Below are 18944 nucleotides of genomic sequence, written 5' to 3'. Positions count from 1 at the left end.
GCCGCGCCCCGCGTCCCGGGTTTCTGGCTTGTGCACATTATGCACAACCTGAGCGATTGCGGTTGTCCCGGGCAGCGTGGTGGTTTGCAATCCATGCATCACGGAACCTCACGCAAGCCGCCATGATTCCCATCGACTCACGCATCGACTCATCTTCCGACGCCTTTGCCAGCCAGCGCGCCGGCATGCAGGCCCTGATCGACCGCCTCCATGGCCTCGAACAGCGTGCCGTGGCCGCCTCGGAGCGCGCCCGGCCCACCTTTGCCAGACGCGGGGCGCTGCTGCCGCGCGAGCGCATCGGCCGCCTGCTGGACGCAGGCGCGCCGTTCTTGCCGATGGCCACGCTGGCCGGCTTCGGCATGGACGATCCCGACCCCGAGACCTCCATCCCCGGCGGTTCGCTGGTGGCCGGCATCGGTTTCGTCTGCGGCGTGCGCTGCATGGTGCTGGCCACGGATTCCGGCATCGACGCCGGTGCCATGACCGAGGCCGGCAACATGAAGCTGATGCGCTGCCAGGAGATCGCGCTGGAAAACCGGCTGCCATTCATTCACCTGGTGGAATCGGCCGGCGCCAACCTGCGCAAGTACCGCGTGGACAAGTTCGTCCGCGGCGGCGCGCTGTTTTACAACCTGGCTCGCCTGTCCGCGGCCGGGCTGCCGGTGATCACGGTCGTGCATGGCTCGTCCACGGCGGGCGGCGCCTACATGCCGGGGCTGTCCGACTACGTGGTGATGGTGCGCAATCGCGCGCGCGCCTTCCTGGCGGGGCCGCCGCTGCTGAAGGCCGCCACCGGCGAAATCGCCACGGATGAGGAGCTGGGCGGCGCCGACCTGCATGCCACGGTCAGCGGCCTGGCCGAATACCTGGCCGAGGACGACGAGCACGCTATTGCCACCGCACGCGACATCGTCGCCAGCCTGGACTGGCCGACCGTGGCGACGGAGCCCGCGCAGCTCGCCCGCCCTCCGCGGCTCGATCCGTCGGAGCTGGACGGCGTGATGACGCTCGACATGAAGCGCCCGGTGGACATGCGCGAAGTGATCGCGCGCATTGTCGACGACTCCGCCTGGCTGCCGTTCAAGCCCGACTATGGTCCCGGCACGGTGTGCGGCCACGCCCGCATCGAAGGCAATACGGTCGGCTTCATCACCAACAACGGTCCTATCGACCCGGCCGGCGCCACCAAGGCCGCGCAGTTCATCCAGCTATGCAACCAGTCGGACACGCCGATCGTGTTCCTGCAGAACACCACCGGCTTTATCGTCGGCCGTGCCTCGGAAGAGGCCGGCATGATCAAGCATGGCGCCAAGATGATCCAGGCGCTGTCGAACTCGACGGTGCCGCAGATCACACTGTACTGCGGGGCCTCGTTCGGGGCGGGCAACTTCGGCATGTGCGGACGGGGCTTCCGGCCGCGCTTCTGCTTCTCGTGGCCGAACGCGCGCACCGCCGTGATGGGCGGCGAGCAGGCCGCCATGACGCTTGAGATCGTGGCGCGCCAGCAGGCCGCGCGCAAGGGCGTGCCGGTAGATGAGGCGCAGCTTGCCAGCCAGACCGCCGATATCGTTGCCAACTTCGAGCGCCAGGCCAGCGCCTTCGTCACCAGCGGGCTGCTGCTGGACGACGGCGTCATCGACCCGCGCGACACGCGCGCCGTGCTGGCCTTCGTGCTGGCCACCGCGCGCGAGGCCAGCCTGCGCAAGCCGCATGCGATCCAGTTTGGTGTCGGGCGCTTTTGAGCGCCGCCGCCATCTCGACACGTCCCGAACCAACAAGACACCAGGAGACCACCATGCTTTACACGGAAGACCACCGCAACATCATGGACAGCATCCGCCGCTTCGTCTCGGCGGAGATTGATCCCTTCGTCGATGAGTGGGAAGCCGCCGAGATTTTCCCGGCGCATGCACTGTTCAAGAAGATGGGCGACCTCGGCTTCCTCGGCATCACCAAGCCGGTCGAATACGGCGGCATGGGGCTCGACTTCTCCTATGCCGTTGCCGCCGCCGAGGCGCTGGGCTATGCCCACGCACAGGGCGTGGGCATGGGCGTGGGGGTGCAGACCGACATGGCGACGCCGGCGCTGACCGCGTTCGGCTCGGACGAGCTCAAGCGCAACTACCTGGCCCCTGCCATCGCCGGCGACATGGTGTGCTCCATCGGCGTGTCCGAAGCCGGCGCCGGTTCCGACGTGGCCTCGCTCAAGACCCGTGCGGTGCGCGATGGCGACGACTATGTCATCTCCGGCTCCAAGATGTGGATCACCAACGGCACCCAGGCCGACTGGATCTGCCTGCTGTGCAATACCTCTGACGGCCCGGTCCACAAGAACAAGTCGCTGATCGTGGTGCCGCTCAGGGAAGACGGCAAGCGCGTGCGCGGCGTGGAAGTGCAGAAGATCAGGAAGTTCGGCATGTGGTGCTCCGACACCGCGCAGATCTTCTTCGACGAAGTGCGCGTCCCGGTGCGCAACCGCATCGGCGACGAGGGCATGGGCTTCATCTACCAGATGAAGCAGTTCCAGGAAGAGCGGCTGAACGGCGCGGCGCGCCGGCTGGCCTGCAACGCGCTGATCGAGGAAACCGCCGACTATCTGCGCCAGCGCATCGCCTTCGGCAAGCCGCTGCTGGACAACCAGTTCATCCAGTTCAAGCTGGCCGAGCTCAAGACCGAGATGGAGGCGCTGCGCGCGCTGGTCTACATGGCCACGCAGACCTATATCAATGGGGGCGAGGTCATTGAACTGGCCTCAATGGCAAAGCTCAAGGCCGGGCGCCTGTCGCGCGAGGTGGCCGACTGGTGCATGCAGTTCCAGGGCGGCATGGGCTACACGTGGGACAACCATGCGTCGCGCGCCTATCGCGATTTCCGGCTGGGCTCGATCGGCGGCGGGGCGGACGAGGTCATGCTCCAGGTCATTGCCAAGCAGATGGGCCTGATGTCGCGCGGCTGACGCGTTCCTGAACCAACCACCAGCCAGGATCGCCATGCCTGACAGCTCATGCAACGATGCCGTGATCGTGCGCCGCGCCGGCGGCGTACTGTTTGCCACCCTCAACATTCCTGCCACCCGCAACGCATTGGCGCCCGAAGTGGTGGCCGCGCTGGCCGCCGCCGTGGCGCAGGCCGAAGCCGACCCGGAAGTCCGCGCGCTGGTGCTGCGCGGCTCCGGCGGCAGCTTCAGCGCAGGCGGCAACGTGGGCAGCTTCCAGTCCCGGCTTGATGCCGACGCCAGCCAGGAAGACCCGGTCGCCACGCGCAACCGCCAGTTCGGCTACTTCATGGAGCGCCTGAGCGTGCTGCCGGTGCCGGTGATCGCCGCGGTTGAGGGCGCGGCCATGGGCGGCGGCATGGGCCTGGCCTGCGCGGCCGACATCGTGCTGGCTACGCGCGATGCGCGCTTTGCGTTGTCGGAGACCACGCTGGGCATTGTCGCCGCGCAGATCGCTCCCTTTGTGGTGCAAAAGCTGGGCGCTGCCGCCACGCGCCGCCTGGGCCTGACCGGCGAGCGCGTCAGCGGCGATGCAGCGGTAGCCATCGGCCTGGTCGACCAGCTCGCGGCCGACAGCGCGGAGCTGGACGCCCTGATAGCCGAGTGGCTGACGCGCATCGGCCGTTGCGGCCCGAATGCCAACCGCGTGTTCAAGGCACTGGTCGGCCGCTGCGGCCACGAGCCGCCAGGCCCGCTGCTGGACGAGGCCTCGCGCCAGTTTGCGCAATGCATGCGGCGCGAGGGCGCCGAAGGCGTGGCGGCATTCCGCGACAAGCGCGATGCCGCCTGGACCGTTCGCTTCGATGCCGACACGGTGCGCGCCGCGCAGTCGACCGGCTGACCGCGCCAGCCGCATCTTCCACGAGATTCACAGGATTTCCCATGTCTGCTACCCGCCGATCCTTCCATACGCTGCTCGTTGCCAATCGCGGCGAGATCGCGGTGCGCATCATGCGCACCGCCCGCCGCCTCGGGCTGGCTACCGTCGCCGTGTATTCCGAAGCGGACCGCCACAGCCCGCACCTTGCCTGCGCCGACCGCGCCGTGTGCATCGGCGCCGCCGCGCCGCGCGAGTCGTACCTGAACATTGCCGCCATCGTCGAAGCAGCCCGCGCCAGCGGTGCCGATGCCGTGCACCCCGGCTATGGCTTCCTGGCCGAGAACGCCGCCTTTGCCGAGGCGGTCACCGCCGCCGGCCTGGTCTTCGTCGGCCCGCCCGCCGCGGCGATCCGCGCCATGGGCAACAAGGCCGAAGCCAAGCGGCTGATGCTGGCTGCCGACATGCCCTGCGTGCCCGGCTATCAGGGGGCCGCGCAGGATGACGCCACGCTGCTGGCCGAGGCCGGGTCCATCGGCTTCCCCCTGATGGTCAAGGCTGCGGCGGGCGGCGGCGGGCGCGGCATGCGGCTGGTGCGCGACGCGGCGGCGCTGCCCGCGGCGCTGTCGAGCGCACGCTCCGAGGCGGCGGCAGCGTTCGGCTCAGACGAACTGATCCTGGAGCGCGCCGTGATCGCGCCGCGCCACGTGGAGATCCAGGTCTTTGCCGATACCCACGGCAATGTCATCCATCTCGGCGAGCGCGACTGCTCCGTGCAGCGCCGCCACCAGAAGGTCATCGAGGAAGCGCCGTCGCCCGCGGTCGGCCCGGTGCTGCGTGCGCGCATGGGCGAGGCCGCCGTGCGCGCGGCCAAGGCCATCGGCTACGTCGGCGCCGGCACCATAGAGTTCCTGCTCGATGCCGAGGGCAGCTTCTACTTCATGGAGATGAACACCCGGCTGCAGGTCGAACACGCCGTGACCGAGGCCATCACCGGCTTCGACCTGGTCGAATGGCAACTGCGCGTGGCGGCGGGCGAGCCGCTGCCGGTCACGCAGGACCAGGTCCGGCTCAACGGGCATGCCATCGAAGTGCGACTCACCGCCGAGGACGTGCCGGCCGGCTTCCTGCCGCAGGGCGGGCCGCTGCTGCGCTGGCGCCCGCCCGCCGCTGGTCGCGATGTACGTGTGGACCATGCGCTGGAAGAGGGCGGTGCCATCCCCACCCACTATGACTCGATGGTCGCCAAGCTGGTCGCGCATGGCGCCGACCGCGAAGAGGCGCGCCGCAAGCTGCTGCGAGCGGTGCAGGACTGCACGCTGCTGGGCGTGCCCACCAACCAGGGGTTCCTGGCCGCGTGCCTGGCGCACCCGGCGTTCGCCGGCAATGACGTGCATACGGGCTTTGTCGACACCCATATGCAGGCGGCGCTGCAGGCCCCGGTGCCTCCGGTGCATGTGACGGCAAGCGCCGCGCTGGCCGCATCGGGGCTGCTGGGCGGCAACGGCAAGCCGGCCACGCTTGCGCGTGCGGCTTCCAGCGTGGTGCTGAATGCGGCCGGCAAGGCCTGGGAAGCGTTCCTGCGCGTGTCCGCCGACGGCTGGCGCGTGAGCCTGCGCCAGCGCGGTGAAGACCACCCGCCGGTGGAATGCAGGCTGCGCGTGCTGCGTGCCGATGCCGCCAACGGCACGGCCCTGGTCGAATGCAACGGCGTGGCCTATCCGCTGGTGTTCGCCGCCGAAAAGCACGCGCTGCACCTGTTCCAGTCCGGCCGCGCCTGGCAGTTCCCGCTGCACGATCCGCGCCGCCGCCGCGATGCGGGCGACGCCGACGGCGTGCTGCAGGCGCCGCTGACGGCCCGCATCGTCGCGGTCAATGTGGCCGAGGGCGACCACGTGGAAGCGGGCCAGGCGCTGGTGGTGCTGGAGGCCATGAAGATGGAGCACACCATTTTGGCGCCGTTTGCCGGCGTGGTGGCGGAGGTGCCCGCGCGCGCCGGTGGGCAGGCCAGTGCCGGTTCGTTGCTGGCGCGGGTGGAGGCCGATGTGGCCGCAAAGGAAGAAGCATGAGCGAATCCGTGCAAGGCGAAGCGCGCGCCGGCAAGACTGTGCGCATCGGTGGCGCTTCCGGGTTCTGGGGCGATTCCGCCATCGCCACGCCGCAACTGCTGGCGGTGCCCGGCCTGCAATATCTGGTCTATGACTACCTGGCCGAGACCACCATGTCGATCCTGGCACGCGCCCGTGCCAAGGATCCGGCGCAGGGCTACGCCACCGACTTCGTGCACGCGGCGATGGGACCGAACCTCGGTGAAATCCTGCGGCGGGGGATCCGTGTCGTTGCCAATGCGGGCGGCCTCAATCCGCACGGCTGCCGGGACGCACTGCTCAAGGTGGCGGCGCAGCAGGGGCTGTCGCCGCGCATCGCGGTGGTCAGCGGCGACGACGTGCAGCCGCGCTTCGCGCAGTGGTGCGCCGAGGGGCTGGCTGACCTTGCCGGCAATCCGGTGCCAACCACCGAGCCCTGGTCGGCCAACGCCTACACCGGCGCGCAAGGCATTGCCCGCGCGCTGGCGCTGGGCGCGGATATCGTCATTGCCGGGCGCTGCGTCGACAGCGCCGTCGTGGTGGGCGCGCTGGCCCACGAGTTCGGCTGGAACTGGACCGACTGGGACCGCCTGGCCGCCGGCACGCTGGCGGGCCACGTGATCGAGTGCGGCGCCCAGGCCACGGGCGGGCTGTTTACCGACTGGCAGCGCGTGCCGGGCTGGGAGCGCATGGGCTACCCCGTGATCGACTGCGCGCACGACGGCAGCTTCGTGCTGAGCAAGCCCGCGGACACCGGCGGGCTGATCGATCCGGCCGCGGTCGCGGAGCAGGTGCTGTACGAGGTCGGTGATCCCGCCAACTACCTGATGCCGGACGTGACCTGCGACTTCCGCATGGTGCGCACGGAACTGGTCGAGCCCGGGCGCATACGCGTGCATGGCGCGCGTGGCCGGGCACCCGGCACGCACTACAAGGGCAATGCCACCTGGCAGGACGGCTACCAGATCAGCCTGATGATGGCGATCCGCGGCATCGATGCTCCCGCAAAGGCGCGCCGCACCGCCGAGGCGCTGCTGGCGCGCACCCGCGCCATGCTGGCTGAACGCCAGATGCCGGACTACACCGAGACCGTGATCGAGCTGCTCGGCTGCGAATCGCAGTATGGCCCGCATGCGCGCGCGTTGCCGACACGGGAAGTGGTACTGCGCATCGGCGCGCGCCATCCGCTCGCCAGGGGGCTGAGCCTCCTGCAGCGCGAATGCTCTTCCGCGGGGACGTCCATGGCGGCGGGCACGCGCTCTTCCTTCTCGGGTCGGGTGGACATCCAGCCGGTGGTGAAGGTGTTTTCCTTCCTGGTGCCCAAGTCGGACGTGCCGATGCGCGTGGAGTTCGAGGCTGGCGAGATCCTGCTGCCCAACGCCGCAGAGAGCGCGGCGCAGGAGCCGCCGGTCGCGCTCGACGCGCCGGCATCGCCTGCGCTCCCCCGCGAGCCGCGCGTCGAGCGGCCACTGGTCACGCTTGCCTATGCGCGCAGCGGCGACAAGGGCGATGACGAAAACATCGGCGTGATCGCCCGCAAGCCAGAGTACCTGGCACTGCTGCGCGAGCAGCTCACTCCGCAAGCCGTGCGCGCGTACTTTGCCCACCTGGTGCAGGGCGAGGTCGAGCGCTTCGACGTGCCAGGCCTGCACGCGCTGAACTTCCTGATGCACGGCGCGTTGGGCGGTGGCGGCGTGGCGAGCCTGCGCTCGGACCCGCTGGGCAAGAGCTACGCGCAGATGCTGCTGGACTTTCCGCTTTCCGTACCCCGCAGCTGGGCATAGACCCGGCCAGAGACCTTGCGCGCCGGCACTGGCGCGCGCAACCAGGAGGAGACATGACCCGACCCAAGCCCGACGCGCGCATCCGGCGCCAGCTATGCCTGGGCCTGTTCGCAGGACTGGCCGCAGGCAGCCTCGCCGGCCCCTTGCCCGCCATGGCGCAGGGCGACGCCTATCCCAACCGCCCGATCCGCGTGGTCGTGCCATACACGCCTGGTGGTGTGTCAGACGCCGTGACGCGGCTGGTGATGCAGAAGTTGGCGCAACGCATCGGCCAGCCGGTGGTGGTGGAGAACCGCCCCGGCGCCAACGGCATGATCGGCTCGGAGAACGTCGCCAGGTCCGCGCCGGACGGCTATTCGCTGCTGGTGGTGGTGGCCGGGCACGCCATCAATCCCAGCCTGTATCCGAAGATGAGCTATGACCCGCTCAAGGACCTCACCGGCGTCAGCATGATCGGGCGGATTCCGCTGCTGCTGGTCTCCAGCGCGCAGCTGCCGCCGACCACGGTGAAAGAGCTGGTGGGCTGGGGCAAGGCCAATCCCGCGAAGATGACCTTTGCCTCCAGCGGCAATGGCTCCGGCGCGCACTTGGCGGGCGAGCTGTTCGCGCAGTCGGTCGGCATGCAGATGACGCACGTGCCTTACAAGGGCATTTCGCCGGCGCTGCCTGATTTGTTCTCGGGGCAGGTTGCCATCATCTTCGATTCGGTGCAGACCATGATGCCGCAGGCGAAGGCAGGCAAGGTGCGCGCGCTGGCGATCTCCAGCCCGACGCGCTGGCCGGCCGCGCCGGAGGTGCCGACCATGGCCGAGGCCGGTTATCCGGGCGTCACGGCAGGCAGCTGGATCGGCCTGATCGCACCGGCGATGACGCCGCCGGCGGTGCAGGCAAAGCTGGCCCGGGAAATGGAAGCGGTCCTGCAGCAGCCCGACGTACGGGCAAGGCTGATCGACTATGGGATTGATCCGGTCGGCGGCAAGCCGGAGCAGTTCCAGGCGTTCATCAAGGCCGAAGCGGTGCGATGGGGTGAAGTGGTGAAGAAGAGCGGACTGCGGCTGGAGTAAGAGGAAGGCGGCTGCGGACGGCACCTGTCGGCACCGTCCGCGGCTTGCTACAGGCTCAGTTGCTTCGCCGCCAGGTCCTTCATGATTTCCTCGGCGCCGCCGCCGATCATCATCACCTTGACCTCGCGATACAGGCGCTCCACCCGGCTGCCGCGCATATAGCCCATCCCGCCCAGCAACTGCACCGCGCGGTCCGCGCAGAACTGGAACGTGCGCGTGGCCATGTTCTTGGCCATCGCGATCTGCGCCACCGGCGCGGCGCCGTCGTCCAGGCGCGCGGCCAGGTCGTCCAGCAGGGCGCGCGTGGATTCGATGCGCGTGGCCATGTCCACCAGCTGGTGGCGCACTACCTGATGGTCGGCCAGCCGCTTGCCGAAGGTGCGCCGTTCGCGCGCCCACGTCAGTGCGTCATGGAAGCAGACTTGCGCATAGCCGCAGGCGGCCGCGGCCAGCGCCAGCCGCTCGTGGTTGAAATTCTTCGTGATGGCGGCAAAGCCCTTGCCTTCCTCGCCGATCAGGTTTTCCACCGGCACGCGGCACCCGTCGAAGAACAGCTGCGCGGTGTCGGATGCCCACCAGCCCATCTTCTTCAGCGGCGTGCGCGTCAGGCCCGGCGTATCGCCCTCGATCAGCAGCAGCGACACGCCGCTGGAACCCGGGCCGCCGGTGCGCACGGCCACGGTGAAGTAGTCCGCGCGCATGCCTGAGGTGATGTAGAGCTTGGTGCCGTTGACCACGTAGTGGTCGCCCTCGCGCCGCGCGCTGGTGGACAGCTGCGCCACGTCGGAGCCGGCGTCGGGCTCGGTGATGGCGAGCGCGGAAATCTTTTCGCCGGCAAGGATCTGCGGCAGCACGCGCGCCTTCAGCGCCTCGCTGCCCACCGCGGCGATCGGTGGCGCACCGATGGTGTGCGAGAACAGCCCCGAGGCGATGCCGCCCGAGCCGCCCCAGGCGCGCTCTTCGAACAGGATCATGCGATAGAAGGCATCGCATGGGGCGCCACCGTATGCTTCCGGAAAGCCCGGCTGCAGCAGGCCGGCTGCGGCGGCCTTCCGGTACAGCTCGCGCGGGAAGCTGCCGGCTTCGTCCCAGGCCTCGGCGTTGGGCGCCACCTCTTTCTCGAAGAAGCGCCGCACGCTGGCGCGGAAGGCTTCGTGGTCGGCGCTGTAGTAGCGTGGATTTGGCGGTTGCAGGGTCATGGTGTCTCTGATTCGGTGGCTGGCGTCAGGCACTGCGGCAGCGTGTAGAGCGGGAAGCCGTTGAAAGGCTCCGAGCGCTGGTGCTCGGGCTGCGGCCAGGTGTGCTTGGCGTTGGGCACGCCGCCGTCGACACGGATGGTCGAGCCGGTGATGAAGGCCGCCGCCGGCGAGAGCAGGAACACCACGGCCGCTGAGACTTCGGCTTCGGTGCCCAGGCGCTGCAGCGGCACCTTGCGCGCCAGCTGGCGGATCTTGGCCTGGAATTCCGGCGGGTAGGTGTCAAAGCCGCTGGAAGCGATCCAGCCGGGCGCCACCGCGTTCACGCGCACTCCTGCAGCGGCCCATTCGCAGGCGGCGGTCTCGGTGAAAGACAACATGCCGGCGCGCGCGGCGCCCGAATGGCCCATGCCCGGCATGCCATTCCACATATCGGCAATGATGTTGACGATGGCGCCGCCGTTGGCTTCCATCCATTGCGTGAAGCATTCACGTGCCACCAGGAAGCCGCCAGTAAGGTTGTTGCGCACCACGGCTTCCCAGCCCTTCAGGCTGATATCGCGCAGCGGCGACGGAAACTGCCCGCCGGCGTTGTTGAAGAGGCCGTTGATGGCGCCGTGCGCGGCCAGCACGGCGGCTACGGTCTCGCGCACCTGGGCCTCGTCGCGGATGTCGCAGCTGTGCAGCGTGATGCGGCTGGCGGCTTCCGGCTCGACGGCGATGATCTCGGCCTTCACCTGCTCAAGCTTCTCGAGCTTGCGGCCGGCCAGCGCAAGGCGCGCGCCAAGACTGGCCAGTTCGTGTGCCGTGCAACGGCCGATGCCGCTGCCGGCGCCGGTTACCAGCACCGTGCGGCCGGCGAACAGGCCGCGATGGAATACGGAACGATAGGACATTGCGGTCTCCGCGGTCATGGATTGGCCGTCAGGCCGAGGCGCTTCACCAGCCTGCCCTGGCTCTCGTAGCGCTGGCGCGCGAAGGCGGCGTAGTCGGCGCTGTTCAGGTAGGCGCTCTCCTGGTCGAACCGCTCCAGCACCTTCTGCATGGCGGGGTCGTTCAAGGCCTTGCGGAACGCATCGTGCAGCACCTGCACGGACTGCGGGTCCATGTTGCGCGGCCCGGCGATGCCGAACGGCGAGGTTGACACCATGTCGATGCCGACATCGCGCAGCGTTGGCACGCGGGCCCAGCGCCGCGAGTGCTCGGCGGTCCACAGCACCAGCCAGCGCGCCTTGCCGCTATCGACGTAGGGACCGATGCCGCCGGCGGTGACCGCCAGGTCGATATGGCCGCCGAGCATTGCGGTGATGATCTCGGACTCGCCCTTGTAGGGCACATGGTTGAGCTCGATGCCGAGCTTCCCGCTGATCTCTTCCATCGTCACATGCATGGTGCCGTTGGTGCCGGTACTGCCATAGCTGATCTTGCCAGGACGGCGCCGGGCATCCTCGACCATGTCCTGCCAGGATTTCCATGGCGCGTCGGCGCGCGCCGCCACCCCCAGCGTGTAGCCGGTCAGGTGGATCACATATGTGAAGTCCCGCAGCGGGTCGAACTGCGTCTTCTGCAGGTGAGGCAGCCGGAACACCGGTTCAGGGATCACGGTCAGGGTGTAGCCATCCGGCCTGGCCCGCGCCACGACATTGGCGCCCAGTACGCCCGCCGCGCCCGGGCGGTTTTCCACGACGACAGGCTGGCCCAGCGTCCTGGCCGCGCCATCGGCCAGCGTGCGCACCAGCGTATCGGTGGCGCCGCCCGCCGCGAAGGGGACGATCAGCGTGACCGGCTGGGTGGGAAAACTGTGCGCCAGTGCCTTGCGCGATGCCAGGGCGCCGAGCGGGGCCAGGGCGCCCATTGCCAGCAGCGTGAGCGTTTCGCGGCGCCGGCCGTCCACGATCCCGGGTCTGGTGATATCCCGCGTCATTGCGCACCTCCCTCGGGGTTCTGAGGCTGCATCAGGACCAGCGCGTCGAGGGCGACGGCACCGCGCCCGGCAGCGCGCACCAGCATGGGATTCACTTCCATTTCGGCGAGGCTGTCGCCCAGCGACATGGCGGCGTCGGAGAGCGCGGCAATCGCGTCGGCCGCCGCGTCGAGGTCGGCCGCGGGCTTGCCGCGGAAGCCTGTCATCAGCCGGTAGCCGCGCAGGCTGGCCAGCATGTCGCGCGCCATGGCGCGGTCCACCGGCAGCAGTCGGTGCGCGACGTCGTGGAAGATCTCGGTGAAGATCCCGCCCATGCCTACCGTCATGGCCAGGCCGAAGACCGGGTCGCGCGTCACGCCGACGATCAGTTCGCACACGCCGCTTGCCATTTGCTGCACCAGCACGCCGCGCTGTCGTGCCTGCGGCAGGGCTTGCGCGGCGGCGGCAGCCACCTCGGCCGCCGCCTCGCGCACCTGCCGCGCGTTGGCCAGTCCCAGCCGGACGCCGCCAACCTCGGTCTTGTGCACAATGTCCGGGCTCAGCACTTTCACTGCGACCGGGAAGCCGATGGCTTCGGCGGCGCGCGCGGCGTCCTCGGGCGTGGCCGCGGCCGCCTCCGCGCCGACCGGCACGCCGAAGCCCGCCAGCCACTGCTTGGCCTGGTGCTCGTCCATGGCGGCGGCGGGCGCACGGGCGGCCGCGTCGCCGCCGGCCCGCGCGCGCAGCGCCATCCAGTGCGCGGTCGGCGCCGCCGTGCCGAGCCAGCCCACGTACGTGCCCAGGGCCCGGGCCGCGCGTGCGCAGTCCGGGAACAGTGCCACACCGGCGCCGGCCAGCCGTGCGCGGCTGGCCGGCTCGCCCGTGGTGGCGACGATGATCAGGCGGTCGGTCTTGCCCGCCACCTCGATCAGCTCGTCGGCCACGCGATCCAGCAGGTAGGCGGTGGCGTAGAGGAAAATGACGTCGATGCCGTCAGTGGCGGCAAGGTGGTCGAGCACGGCGTAGGCCAGGCCGCTGCGGTTGAACAGCTGGCCGGTCAGGTCGACGGGGTTCGCCACCGCGCCGAGCTCCGGCACGACCGCCAGCAGGCGCTGCTGGACCGCCTCGTGCAGGCGCGGCACGTCGAGTCCGGCCGCGCTGAGCAGGTCGGCCGACAGGGCACCCATCGCGCCCGACACGGAAGCCACTACCACCCGGCGCCCCGCGCTGCGATGGCGGAAGCCGGCCAGGTATGCCAGGTCGGTCAGGTGGGCCGGATCACTCGCCTGCATCGCGCCGATCTGGGCGAAGGCGGCGCGGTAGATGGCCTGGTTGCCGGCCAGCACGGCGGTATGGGATTGCGTGGCCGCCGAACCGGCCTCGCTTTCGCCGGCCTTCAGCAGGATCAGTGGCTTGTTTGCCGCGCGCAGGCGCGCAGCGGCTTCGATGAAGCCACTGCCGTTGCGCAGGCCTTCCACGTAACCGACCACGGCCGCGGTTTGCGGATCGTCCGCGAGGTAGTCGAGGTAATCCGAATAGTCCAGGCAGGCTTCGTTGCCGGTATTGATGAACTGGTGGAAGCCCACGTCCATCTGCCTGCCTGTGGCGTAGACGATGGCGCAGACGTTGCCGCTCTGGGTCAGCAGGCTCACGGCACCCGGGCCGTCCTGCGGCGGGAACGCGCGGAACGTGGTGGCAAATGCGGTGATGGCGCGCGTGGTCAGGTTGGCCAGCCCCATGCAGTTGGGTCCGGCGATTGCCATGCCGCTCTCGCGGGCGAAGGCCGCAAGTGCGGCCTGGCGCCCGGCACCCGCTTCACCGGCCTCGGCAAAGCCCGAGGCGTAGACGATGGCGGCACGGACGCCGCAAGCATGGCAGCGCTGCAACTGCGGCAGCACCTCGTCCGCGCCGAGCGCCAGCACCGCCACGTCAGGCACCTGCGGCACGGATTCGATATCGGGATAGCACGCCAGGCCGGCGATCTCCGCATAGCGCGGATTGACCGGATACACCTGGCCCTGGTATCCAAGGCGCTGCAGGTGGTCCAGCGCCACGCCGCCGATGCGGCTGGTATCGCGCGAGGCGCCGACAATGGCTATCGAGGCAGGATCAAGCAGCTGCGGCAGGGCGGCGCGGCCCGGTGTGCGCGCCGAAGTGGAAAGGGGCATCGTCGTCTCCATCCTTCCTCGGTCGGAAGGTGCCCCGATTCAATCCGATCGCGTGGGTGGCGACAAGCGCATGGTCTCCGGCTGTGCACATTGTGCACAAGTCTTCAGGCAGTGGCGGCCCTTGCCTGCGGGAGCGGCCTATCGGTCACCGTGCGCCGGCCGTCAGTCATTCACCGCGCCAGCCTCGCAATGATCGCCTCGGCCAGCCGCACGCAACTCAGTGGCGCGCAGCCCTCGGCGTTGTTGCTGACAATGACGATGGCAGGCTGCCCCGCGCGCAGCGTGCGCGCCACCACATCGGCGATGGCATGGCGGGTGTCGGGGTCGTCGTCGACGATGCGGTCGAAGGGTGCGTACAGCTTTTCCGCGTAGGCGTAGGGCCGGCCCCCATGCAGCATCCAGCGCAGCACTAGCGGACCCGGCGCTTCCTCGTCCATCAGCGCCTGCGCCGCGGCCTGGCGCGGCACCGGCGGCAGGCGGTCGCGTGCCGACAGGCAGAAGCGCACGCCGCGGCGGCGCAGCAGCCGGATGTAGCGTGGTGTCAGCAGTGCCGGGTCGCGCAGCTCAACCGTGTAGCACGCATGCGGGGTGATCGACGGGTCGAGCGCCGGCAGCGCACCCAGGAAGGCGTCGAGCCGTTCCAGGAACATGGCGCTGTCGGCCAGCGGCCCCATCGGCGACAGCTGGAACAGCAGCGGCCCGCATTTGCTGCCCAGCCCGCTGGTGGCGGGCACGATGAAGTCGCGCACCGCGATCTCCGCATCCAGGAAGGCGGCATTGGCCAGCCGGCCGGCGCCGTCGGGGCCGCGCAGCCAGGCATCGCAGACGCTGGCGGGCGCCTTGACCAGGAAGCGGAAGCCATCGGGGACCTGCGCGGCGTAGGACAGGTAGTCCGCCAGCGGGATCGGCCCGTAGAAGCCGCGGTCGATGCCGGCGGCGCGCAGCAGCGGATGGCGCGAATACGCGGCCAGGCCCTTGCGCGACAGCAGGCTGTCGCCGTACTCGCCGTCATAGACCAGCCCGTTCCAGCCGGGGTAGGCCCAGGAGGACGTGCCGAAGTACAGGTTCGATGGCAGCTTCGCGGCGAGCGCGCGCAGGGCTTCGTCCGCCTGTGCGGGTTGCACGCTCTTGCCGCGCGCGGGTTTGCCGGAGGGAGCGGGCGGGACGGCCGCGCCCGGGTGGGAGGCGGGCCGTTCCGGAGGGGCAGGTGGGGTGGGCAGGGGCAGCCCGCCAAAGAGGTCTTCAGTCAATCGCCAGCGTTGCCTTCAGTCGTTGCGGCCAATGGGTTGGCCGTAGATATAGCGGCGCGACCACGGCAGCGTATCGGCCGGCAGCCCGGCCTTGTGGCAGAGCACCTGGTAGATCGACATCTTCTCGGTCTCGAAAGCATGCGCGCAGCCGGCCAGGTAGACCCGCCAGATGCGGTACTTCTTCTCACCGACCAGGCTGCGGATGGTGTCGCCGCGGGCCTCGAAGTTGTCGGCCCAGTGGTGCAGCGTCTGCGCGTAGTGGCGGCGCAGCAGTTCGACGTCGAAGGCTTCCAGGCCGCCTTGCTGCAGCGTACGCAGCACCAGCCCGATATGCGGCAGCTCGCCCTGCGGGAACACATAGCGGTCCATGAACTCGGCGCCGTCCATCGGCGTCGAGCCGTTGTCCGGGTCGGGCGAGGTGATGCCGTGGTTCATCGCATAGCCGTCGTCGGCCAGCAGTTCGCGGATGCGGCTGAAGTAGCCGGGCAGGTTGTCCTTGCCCACATGCTCGAACATGCCGACGCTGGTGATGCGGTCGAAGGTGCCGGCGGTGTCACGGTAGTCCTGCAGCCGGATCTCGATGCGGTCGGACAGGCCCGCGGCCCTGACGCGCTCGGTGGCCAGGTCGAACTGGTTCTGCGACAGCGTGATGCCCACGCACCGCGCCCCGAACTTCTGCGCGGCGCGCAGCACCAGCGCGCCCCAGCCGCAGCCGATGTCCAGCAGCGTCTGGTCCGGCTGCAGCCGGATCTTGGTCAGGATGTGGTCGATCTTCTTGAGTTGCGCCGTGGCCAGGTCTTCGTCGCCGTGCTCGAAGTAGGCGCAGGAGTAGACCATGTTGGGATCGAGCCAGAGCTTGTAGAAGTCGTTGGAGACGTCGTAGTGGTACTGGATCGAGTTCTTGTCTTCCTGCTTGGTATGCGTGAAGTGCTGCGCCACCTTGAACAGAGCGCCGCCAGCGCGGTGCGTGGCCGCGGCCGAGAAGCCGTAGGCGACCTTGATGATGTCCGTCAGCCTGCCCTCGAAGTCGATTTTCTCCTGCACATACGCTTCGCCGAGGTTGTCCAGGCTCGGCGTCAGCAGCAGCGGCAGGGCTGCGGCCTCGCGTACGGTCAGCGTGACAGCCGGCTTGTCGAAGTGCCCGAGCGGGTATTCGGTGCCATTCCACAGCCGCAAGCTGACCGGCAGATTGGCATTCTCTCGCAGGTCGGCGATCCAGTTGTCGAGTTGCTTTTCCAGGGCTTGCTTGAAAAACATGCGCTTTACCTCCTGATGGGTTGCGGCACACGCTTCGGCCGACGCATCAGGCAAGGTTGGTACTGAGCTGGAACCTTGCCCAATCCGTCGTGAACGCTGCAAGAAAAAAGTAACCAAGCGACGCCTGTCTCACTTTAGTCCAATTCCGCAGCTTGTGCAGCGCAGCGCCCAGAAGACCCCACTACCGACCCGTTCGGCGCTGTTGGCGCATGTTCAGGCGCGCGCCAACCGCTTCAGGGCGACAGCCGCACGATCTGCCAGTCGCCTCCGGGTTGCAGGCGGAAGGCGATGCGGTCGTGCAGCCGCGACGGGCGGCCCTGCCAGAACTCCAGCGCGGTCGGCACCAGGCGGTAGCCGCCCCAGTGCGGGGGGCGCGGCGGGTTTTCGCCGAACTTGCTGCGGTATTCCTGCTCGCGCTGCTCCAGCACGTCGCGGCCGGGCACCTCGCGGCTTTGCGCAGAGGCCCAGGCGCCCACGCGCGAGCCCAGCGGGCGCGTGGCGAAATAGGCGTCACTCTCGTCATCCGAGACTTTCTCGACGCGCCCTTCGACGCGTACCTGGCGCTCCAGTTGCACCCAGTGGAACAGCAGCGCCGCGCGCGGGTTTGCCGCCAGGTCCAGGCCCTTGCGGCTTTCGTAGTTGGTGAAGAAGGTGAAGCCCCGGTCGTCGATGCCCTTGAGCAGCACGATGCGCGCGGACGGCTGGCCGTCGGCGTCGACCGTGGCCAGGGTCATGGCATTGGGTTCGGGCAGCTTGGCCGTGACCGCCTCGTCGAACCAGCGTTTGAACTGGCTCATCGGGTCGGGCGCTACGTCGGTTTCGGACAGAGAGCCCAGCACATAGGTACGGCGAAGGTCGGCAAGTTGAGTCATGTCGCAATCATCAGGATATCGGTCGGGATGCGCGGTGCGCCCGGGGGCGGGGGCCGCAGGTCCGGCTGATTCGAGTATAGCGAATGCATCGGGGATCGCATTTGCGTGGCGACAAGTGTATCGGCAGCGCCACCTGCCGCGGGGGCTAAACCGGCGGCGGCAGCACCTTGCGCCCCTGGCGCTGCGAGTAGTAACCGGCCACGCCCATCGCGCCCGCCATCGACAAAAAGATCGGCAGCATGCCCAGCGCCGTGCCGACCACGCCAAACGTGAGCGGCCACACCACCTGGCCGGTATTGAGCACCGCCGAGCGCAGGCCCAGTGCCTCGCCGGCGCGGCCGTGCGGCGACGCTGTGTGCAGGATGTTCATGACATTGGGCTGGGCGCTGCCCAGTGCCAGGCCCAGTACGAAGGCCAGCCCGCACATCAGCCAGAAGTGCGTGACGAAGGGGTAGGCCAGGTAGGCCAGCGCGCCCACCAGCAGCGCGCTGCGGATGATTTTCCACTCCGAGAGCCGGCGCGACACCGCCGGCATCGCCACGCGGATGGCAAAGGTGGCCATGGCGAAAGCGCCCAGCACCCAGCCGATCGATGACGGCGACAGGCCGATGCGCGAGCCCTGGATCGGGATCAGGAAGGCGTGCAGGTCCCATGCGGCGGACAGCACCGCACTGGCGATGAAGACCGCGCGCAGCTCGGGTTGCTGCAGCAGGTCCAGCGTGGAGTGGCGGCTGCCGTCCTCGATGGCGATGCGCCCGGCATTGCCGCCTTGCGCCGGCAGGCGCGGACGCAGCCATTGCAGGCCGGCCTGGCCGACCAGCGCCACCGTCACCAGCACCATGAAGGCGGGGCGGAAGCCCGCATGTTCGATCACGTAGCCCATCGTCACCGGCCCGAGCGTGCCGGACACCGACAGCCCCAGCGCATGCCAGGTGTAGTTGCGCAGCCGGGTCTCATTGGTGGAAACCTGGCCGATCAGCAGCTGCATCGCCACCTGCACCAGCATGAAGCCCACGCCGATCAGCGCGCATGACAGGTACAGCGCGCCGAGGTCGTGCCAGAGCACCGGCAGCAGCGTGCCCGCCACCACCATCAGCGAGCCCGCGGTCATCGGCTTGCGCGGCCCGATCTCGTCGATGTGCTTGCCGGCGCGGATTGCCAGCAGCATCGGCAGCACCGCATACAGCGACATCAGCACGCCGAGCGTGACGGTGGAGGCTTTGAGGGAAATCGCGAACAGCGACACCACCACGCGGCTGGCATTGAAGGCCACGTGGTTGCACACCGTCAGCGCGATCAGCCAGGTGATCGGCGGGACGGCGGCGTGCGGCAGCGACATGGGAACGGGGGCTCGCAGTGGCCGCGCTCATGGCGGCCGGCGGCCGTGCCGAGGCGGGAAACAAAGAGGAAACAAAGGGCGGCCGCAGCCGCGCCTTCAGAAGGATGCAACGGGCGAACCCGCACCGCACCCGATGCTTGCCATGCTTAAACTTCTTATAAATGGCCGTTTAATTATGCGCCGGGCGTGGGCGCGGCACAACGGCTGCGTGC

14 protein-coding genes are annotated in these 18944 nt (G+C 69.0%); 6 read left to right on the top strand and 8 right to left on the bottom strand.

Annotated features, from left to right (window positions below; translation table 11 throughout):
* The first annotated feature begins 122 nt into the window (after window positions 1-122).
* From KB879_RS25970 to KB879_RS25945, 6 genes are read left to right on the top strand one after another with little or no spacing between them, the layout of a single operon-like run.
* Window positions 123-1742, top strand: a complete 1620-nt coding sequence (locus tag KB879_RS25970; RefSeq protein ID WP_013957600.1) for an acyl-CoA carboxylase subunit beta — start codon at window positions 123-125, stop codon at window positions 1740-1742.
* 53 nt (window positions 1743-1795) lie between these two features.
* A complete protein-coding gene (locus KB879_RS25965; protein WP_211980059.1) occupies window positions 1796-2956 on the top strand; it encodes an acyl-CoA dehydrogenase family protein in 1161 nt (386 codons plus the stop codon).
* Between the two features lie 34 nt (window positions 2957-2990).
* On the top strand, window positions 2991-3836 hold the full coding sequence (locus tag KB879_RS25960; RefSeq protein ID WP_013957598.1) for an enoyl-CoA hydratase/isomerase family protein: 846 nt from the start codon (window positions 2991-2993) through the stop codon (window positions 3834-3836).
* A 41-nt stretch (window positions 3837-3877) separates the two neighbouring features.
* A complete protein-coding gene (locus KB879_RS25955) occupies window positions 3878-5881 on the top strand; it encodes an acetyl-CoA carboxylase biotin carboxylase subunit (RefSeq protein ID WP_211980058.1) in 2004 nt (667 codons plus the stop codon).
* Window positions 5878-7683 carry an acyclic terpene utilization AtuA family protein gene (locus KB879_RS25950; protein ID WP_211980057.1) on the top strand — a complete coding sequence of 602 codons (1806 nt, stop codon included), beginning with the start codon at window positions 5878-5880 and terminating at the stop codon, window positions 7681-7683. Before KB879_RS25955 ends, KB879_RS25950 begins: the two co-directional genes overlap by 4 nt.
* Window positions 7684-7736: 53 nt before the next feature.
* On the top strand, window positions 7737-8747 hold the full coding sequence (locus KB879_RS25945) for a tripartite tricarboxylate transporter substrate binding protein (protein WP_211980056.1): 1011 nt from the start codon (window positions 7737-7739) through the stop codon (window positions 8745-8747).
* A gap of 47 nt (window positions 8748-8794) precedes the next feature.
* Here KB879_RS25945 and KB879_RS25940 read toward each other — a convergent pair whose 3' ends face one another.
* From KB879_RS25940 to KB879_RS25905, 8 genes are all read right to left on the bottom strand, one after another.
* The gene (locus KB879_RS25940; protein ID WP_211980055.1) at window positions 8795-9946 is read right to left on the bottom strand and encodes an acyl-CoA dehydrogenase family protein; all 1152 of its coding nucleotides are present in this window, start codon (window positions 9944-9946) and stop codon (window positions 8795-8797) included.
* A complete protein-coding gene (locus tag KB879_RS25935; RefSeq protein ID WP_013957593.1) occupies window positions 9943-10839 on the bottom strand; it encodes an SDR family oxidoreductase in 897 nt (298 codons plus the stop codon). The genes KB879_RS25940 and KB879_RS25935 overlap by 4 nt, the downstream gene beginning before the upstream one ends.
* Window positions 10840-10853: 14 nt before the next feature.
* Window positions 10854-11867, bottom strand: a complete 1014-nt coding sequence (locus KB879_RS25930) for a tripartite tricarboxylate transporter substrate binding protein (protein ID WP_211980054.1) — start codon at window positions 11865-11867, stop codon at window positions 10854-10856.
* Window positions 11864-14014 carry an acetate--CoA ligase family protein gene (locus KB879_RS25925; RefSeq protein ID WP_211980051.1) on the bottom strand — a complete coding sequence of 717 codons (2151 nt, stop codon included), beginning with the start codon at window positions 14012-14014 and terminating at the stop codon, window positions 11864-11866. The genes KB879_RS25930 and KB879_RS25925 overlap by 4 nt, the downstream gene beginning before the upstream one ends.
* A gap of 170 nt (window positions 14015-14184) precedes the next feature.
* Window positions 14185-15264: a DUF72 domain-containing protein gene (locus KB879_RS25920; RefSeq protein WP_013957590.1), complete on the bottom strand. Its 1080-nt coding sequence runs from the start codon at window positions 15262-15264 to the stop codon at window positions 14185-14187.
* A gap of 15 nt (window positions 15265-15279) precedes the next feature.
* Window positions 15280-16521 carry a cyclopropane-fatty-acyl-phospholipid synthase family protein gene (locus KB879_RS25915; RefSeq protein ID WP_211980049.1) on the bottom strand — a complete coding sequence of 414 codons (1242 nt, stop codon included), beginning with the start codon at window positions 16519-16521 and terminating at the stop codon, window positions 15280-15282.
* 233 nt (window positions 16522-16754) lie between these two features.
* Window positions 16755-17393 carry a pyridoxamine 5'-phosphate oxidase gene (gene pdxH, locus KB879_RS25910; protein WP_013957588.1) on the bottom strand — a complete coding sequence of 213 codons (639 nt, stop codon included), beginning with the start codon at window positions 17391-17393 and terminating at the stop codon, window positions 16755-16757.
* Window positions 17394-17538: 145 nt separating this feature from the next.
* Window positions 17539-18732, bottom strand: a complete 1194-nt coding sequence (locus KB879_RS25905; protein ID WP_153953685.1) for an MFS transporter — start codon at window positions 18730-18732, stop codon at window positions 17539-17541.
* Window positions 18733-18944 lie beyond the last annotated feature (212 nt).

This window comes from Cupriavidus sp. KK10, from assembly GCF_018223725.1.
Lineage (GTDB): Bacteria > Pseudomonadota > Gammaproteobacteria > Burkholderiales > Burkholderiaceae > Cupriavidus > Cupriavidus necator.
The sequence above is the reverse complement of the archived record's forward strand: the minus strand, read 5'-3'. Positions and strand labels throughout refer to the sequence as shown.

What these genes read in the sequence shown, in the direction of transcription:
- KB879_RS25970 (WP_013957600.1), top strand. Translation starts at nt 123, where the DNA reads ATGATTCCCATCGACTCACGCATCGACTCATCTTCCGACGCCTTTGCC.
- KB879_RS25965 (WP_211980059.1), top strand. Translation starts at nt 1,796, where the DNA reads ATGCTTTACACGGAAGACCACCGCAACATCATGGACAGCATCCGCCGC.
- KB879_RS25960 (WP_013957598.1), top strand. Translation starts at nt 2,991, where the DNA reads ATGCCTGACAGCTCATGCAACGATGCCGTGATCGTGCGCCGCGCCGGC.
- KB879_RS25955 (WP_211980058.1), top strand. Translation starts at nt 3,878, where the DNA reads ATGTCTGCTACCCGCCGATCCTTCCATACGCTGCTCGTTGCCAATCGC.
- KB879_RS25950 (WP_211980057.1), top strand. Translation starts at nt 5,878, where the DNA reads ATGAGCGAATCCGTGCAAGGCGAAGCGCGCGCCGGCAAGACTGTGCGC.
- KB879_RS25945 (WP_211980056.1), top strand. Translation starts at nt 7,737, where the DNA reads ATGACCCGACCCAAGCCCGACGCGCGCATCCGGCGCCAGCTATGCCTG.
- KB879_RS25940 (WP_211980055.1), bottom strand. Translation starts at nt 9,946, where the DNA reads ATGACCCTGCAACCGCCAAATCCACGCTACTACAGCGCCGACCACGAA.
- KB879_RS25935 (WP_013957593.1), bottom strand. Translation starts at nt 10,839, where the DNA reads ATGTCCTATCGTTCCGTATTCCATCGCGGCCTGTTCGCCGGCCGCACG.
- KB879_RS25930 (WP_211980054.1), bottom strand. Translation starts at nt 11,867, where the DNA reads ATGACGCGGGATATCACCAGACCCGGGATCGTGGACGGCCGGCGCCGC.
- KB879_RS25925 (WP_211980051.1), bottom strand. Translation starts at nt 14,014, where the DNA reads ATGCCCCTTTCCACTTCGGCGCGCACACCGGGCCGCGCCGCCCTGCCG.
- KB879_RS25915 (WP_211980049.1), bottom strand. Translation starts at nt 16,521, where the DNA reads ATGTTTTTCAAGCAAGCCCTGGAAAAGCAACTCGACAACTGGATCGCC.
- pdxH (WP_013957588.1), bottom strand. Translation starts at nt 17,393, where the DNA reads ATGACTCAACTTGCCGACCTTCGCCGTACCTATGTGCTGGGCTCTCTG.
- KB879_RS25905 (WP_153953685.1), bottom strand. Translation starts at nt 18,732, where the DNA reads ATGTCGCTGCCGCACGCCGCCGTCCCGCCGATCACCTGGCTGATCGCG.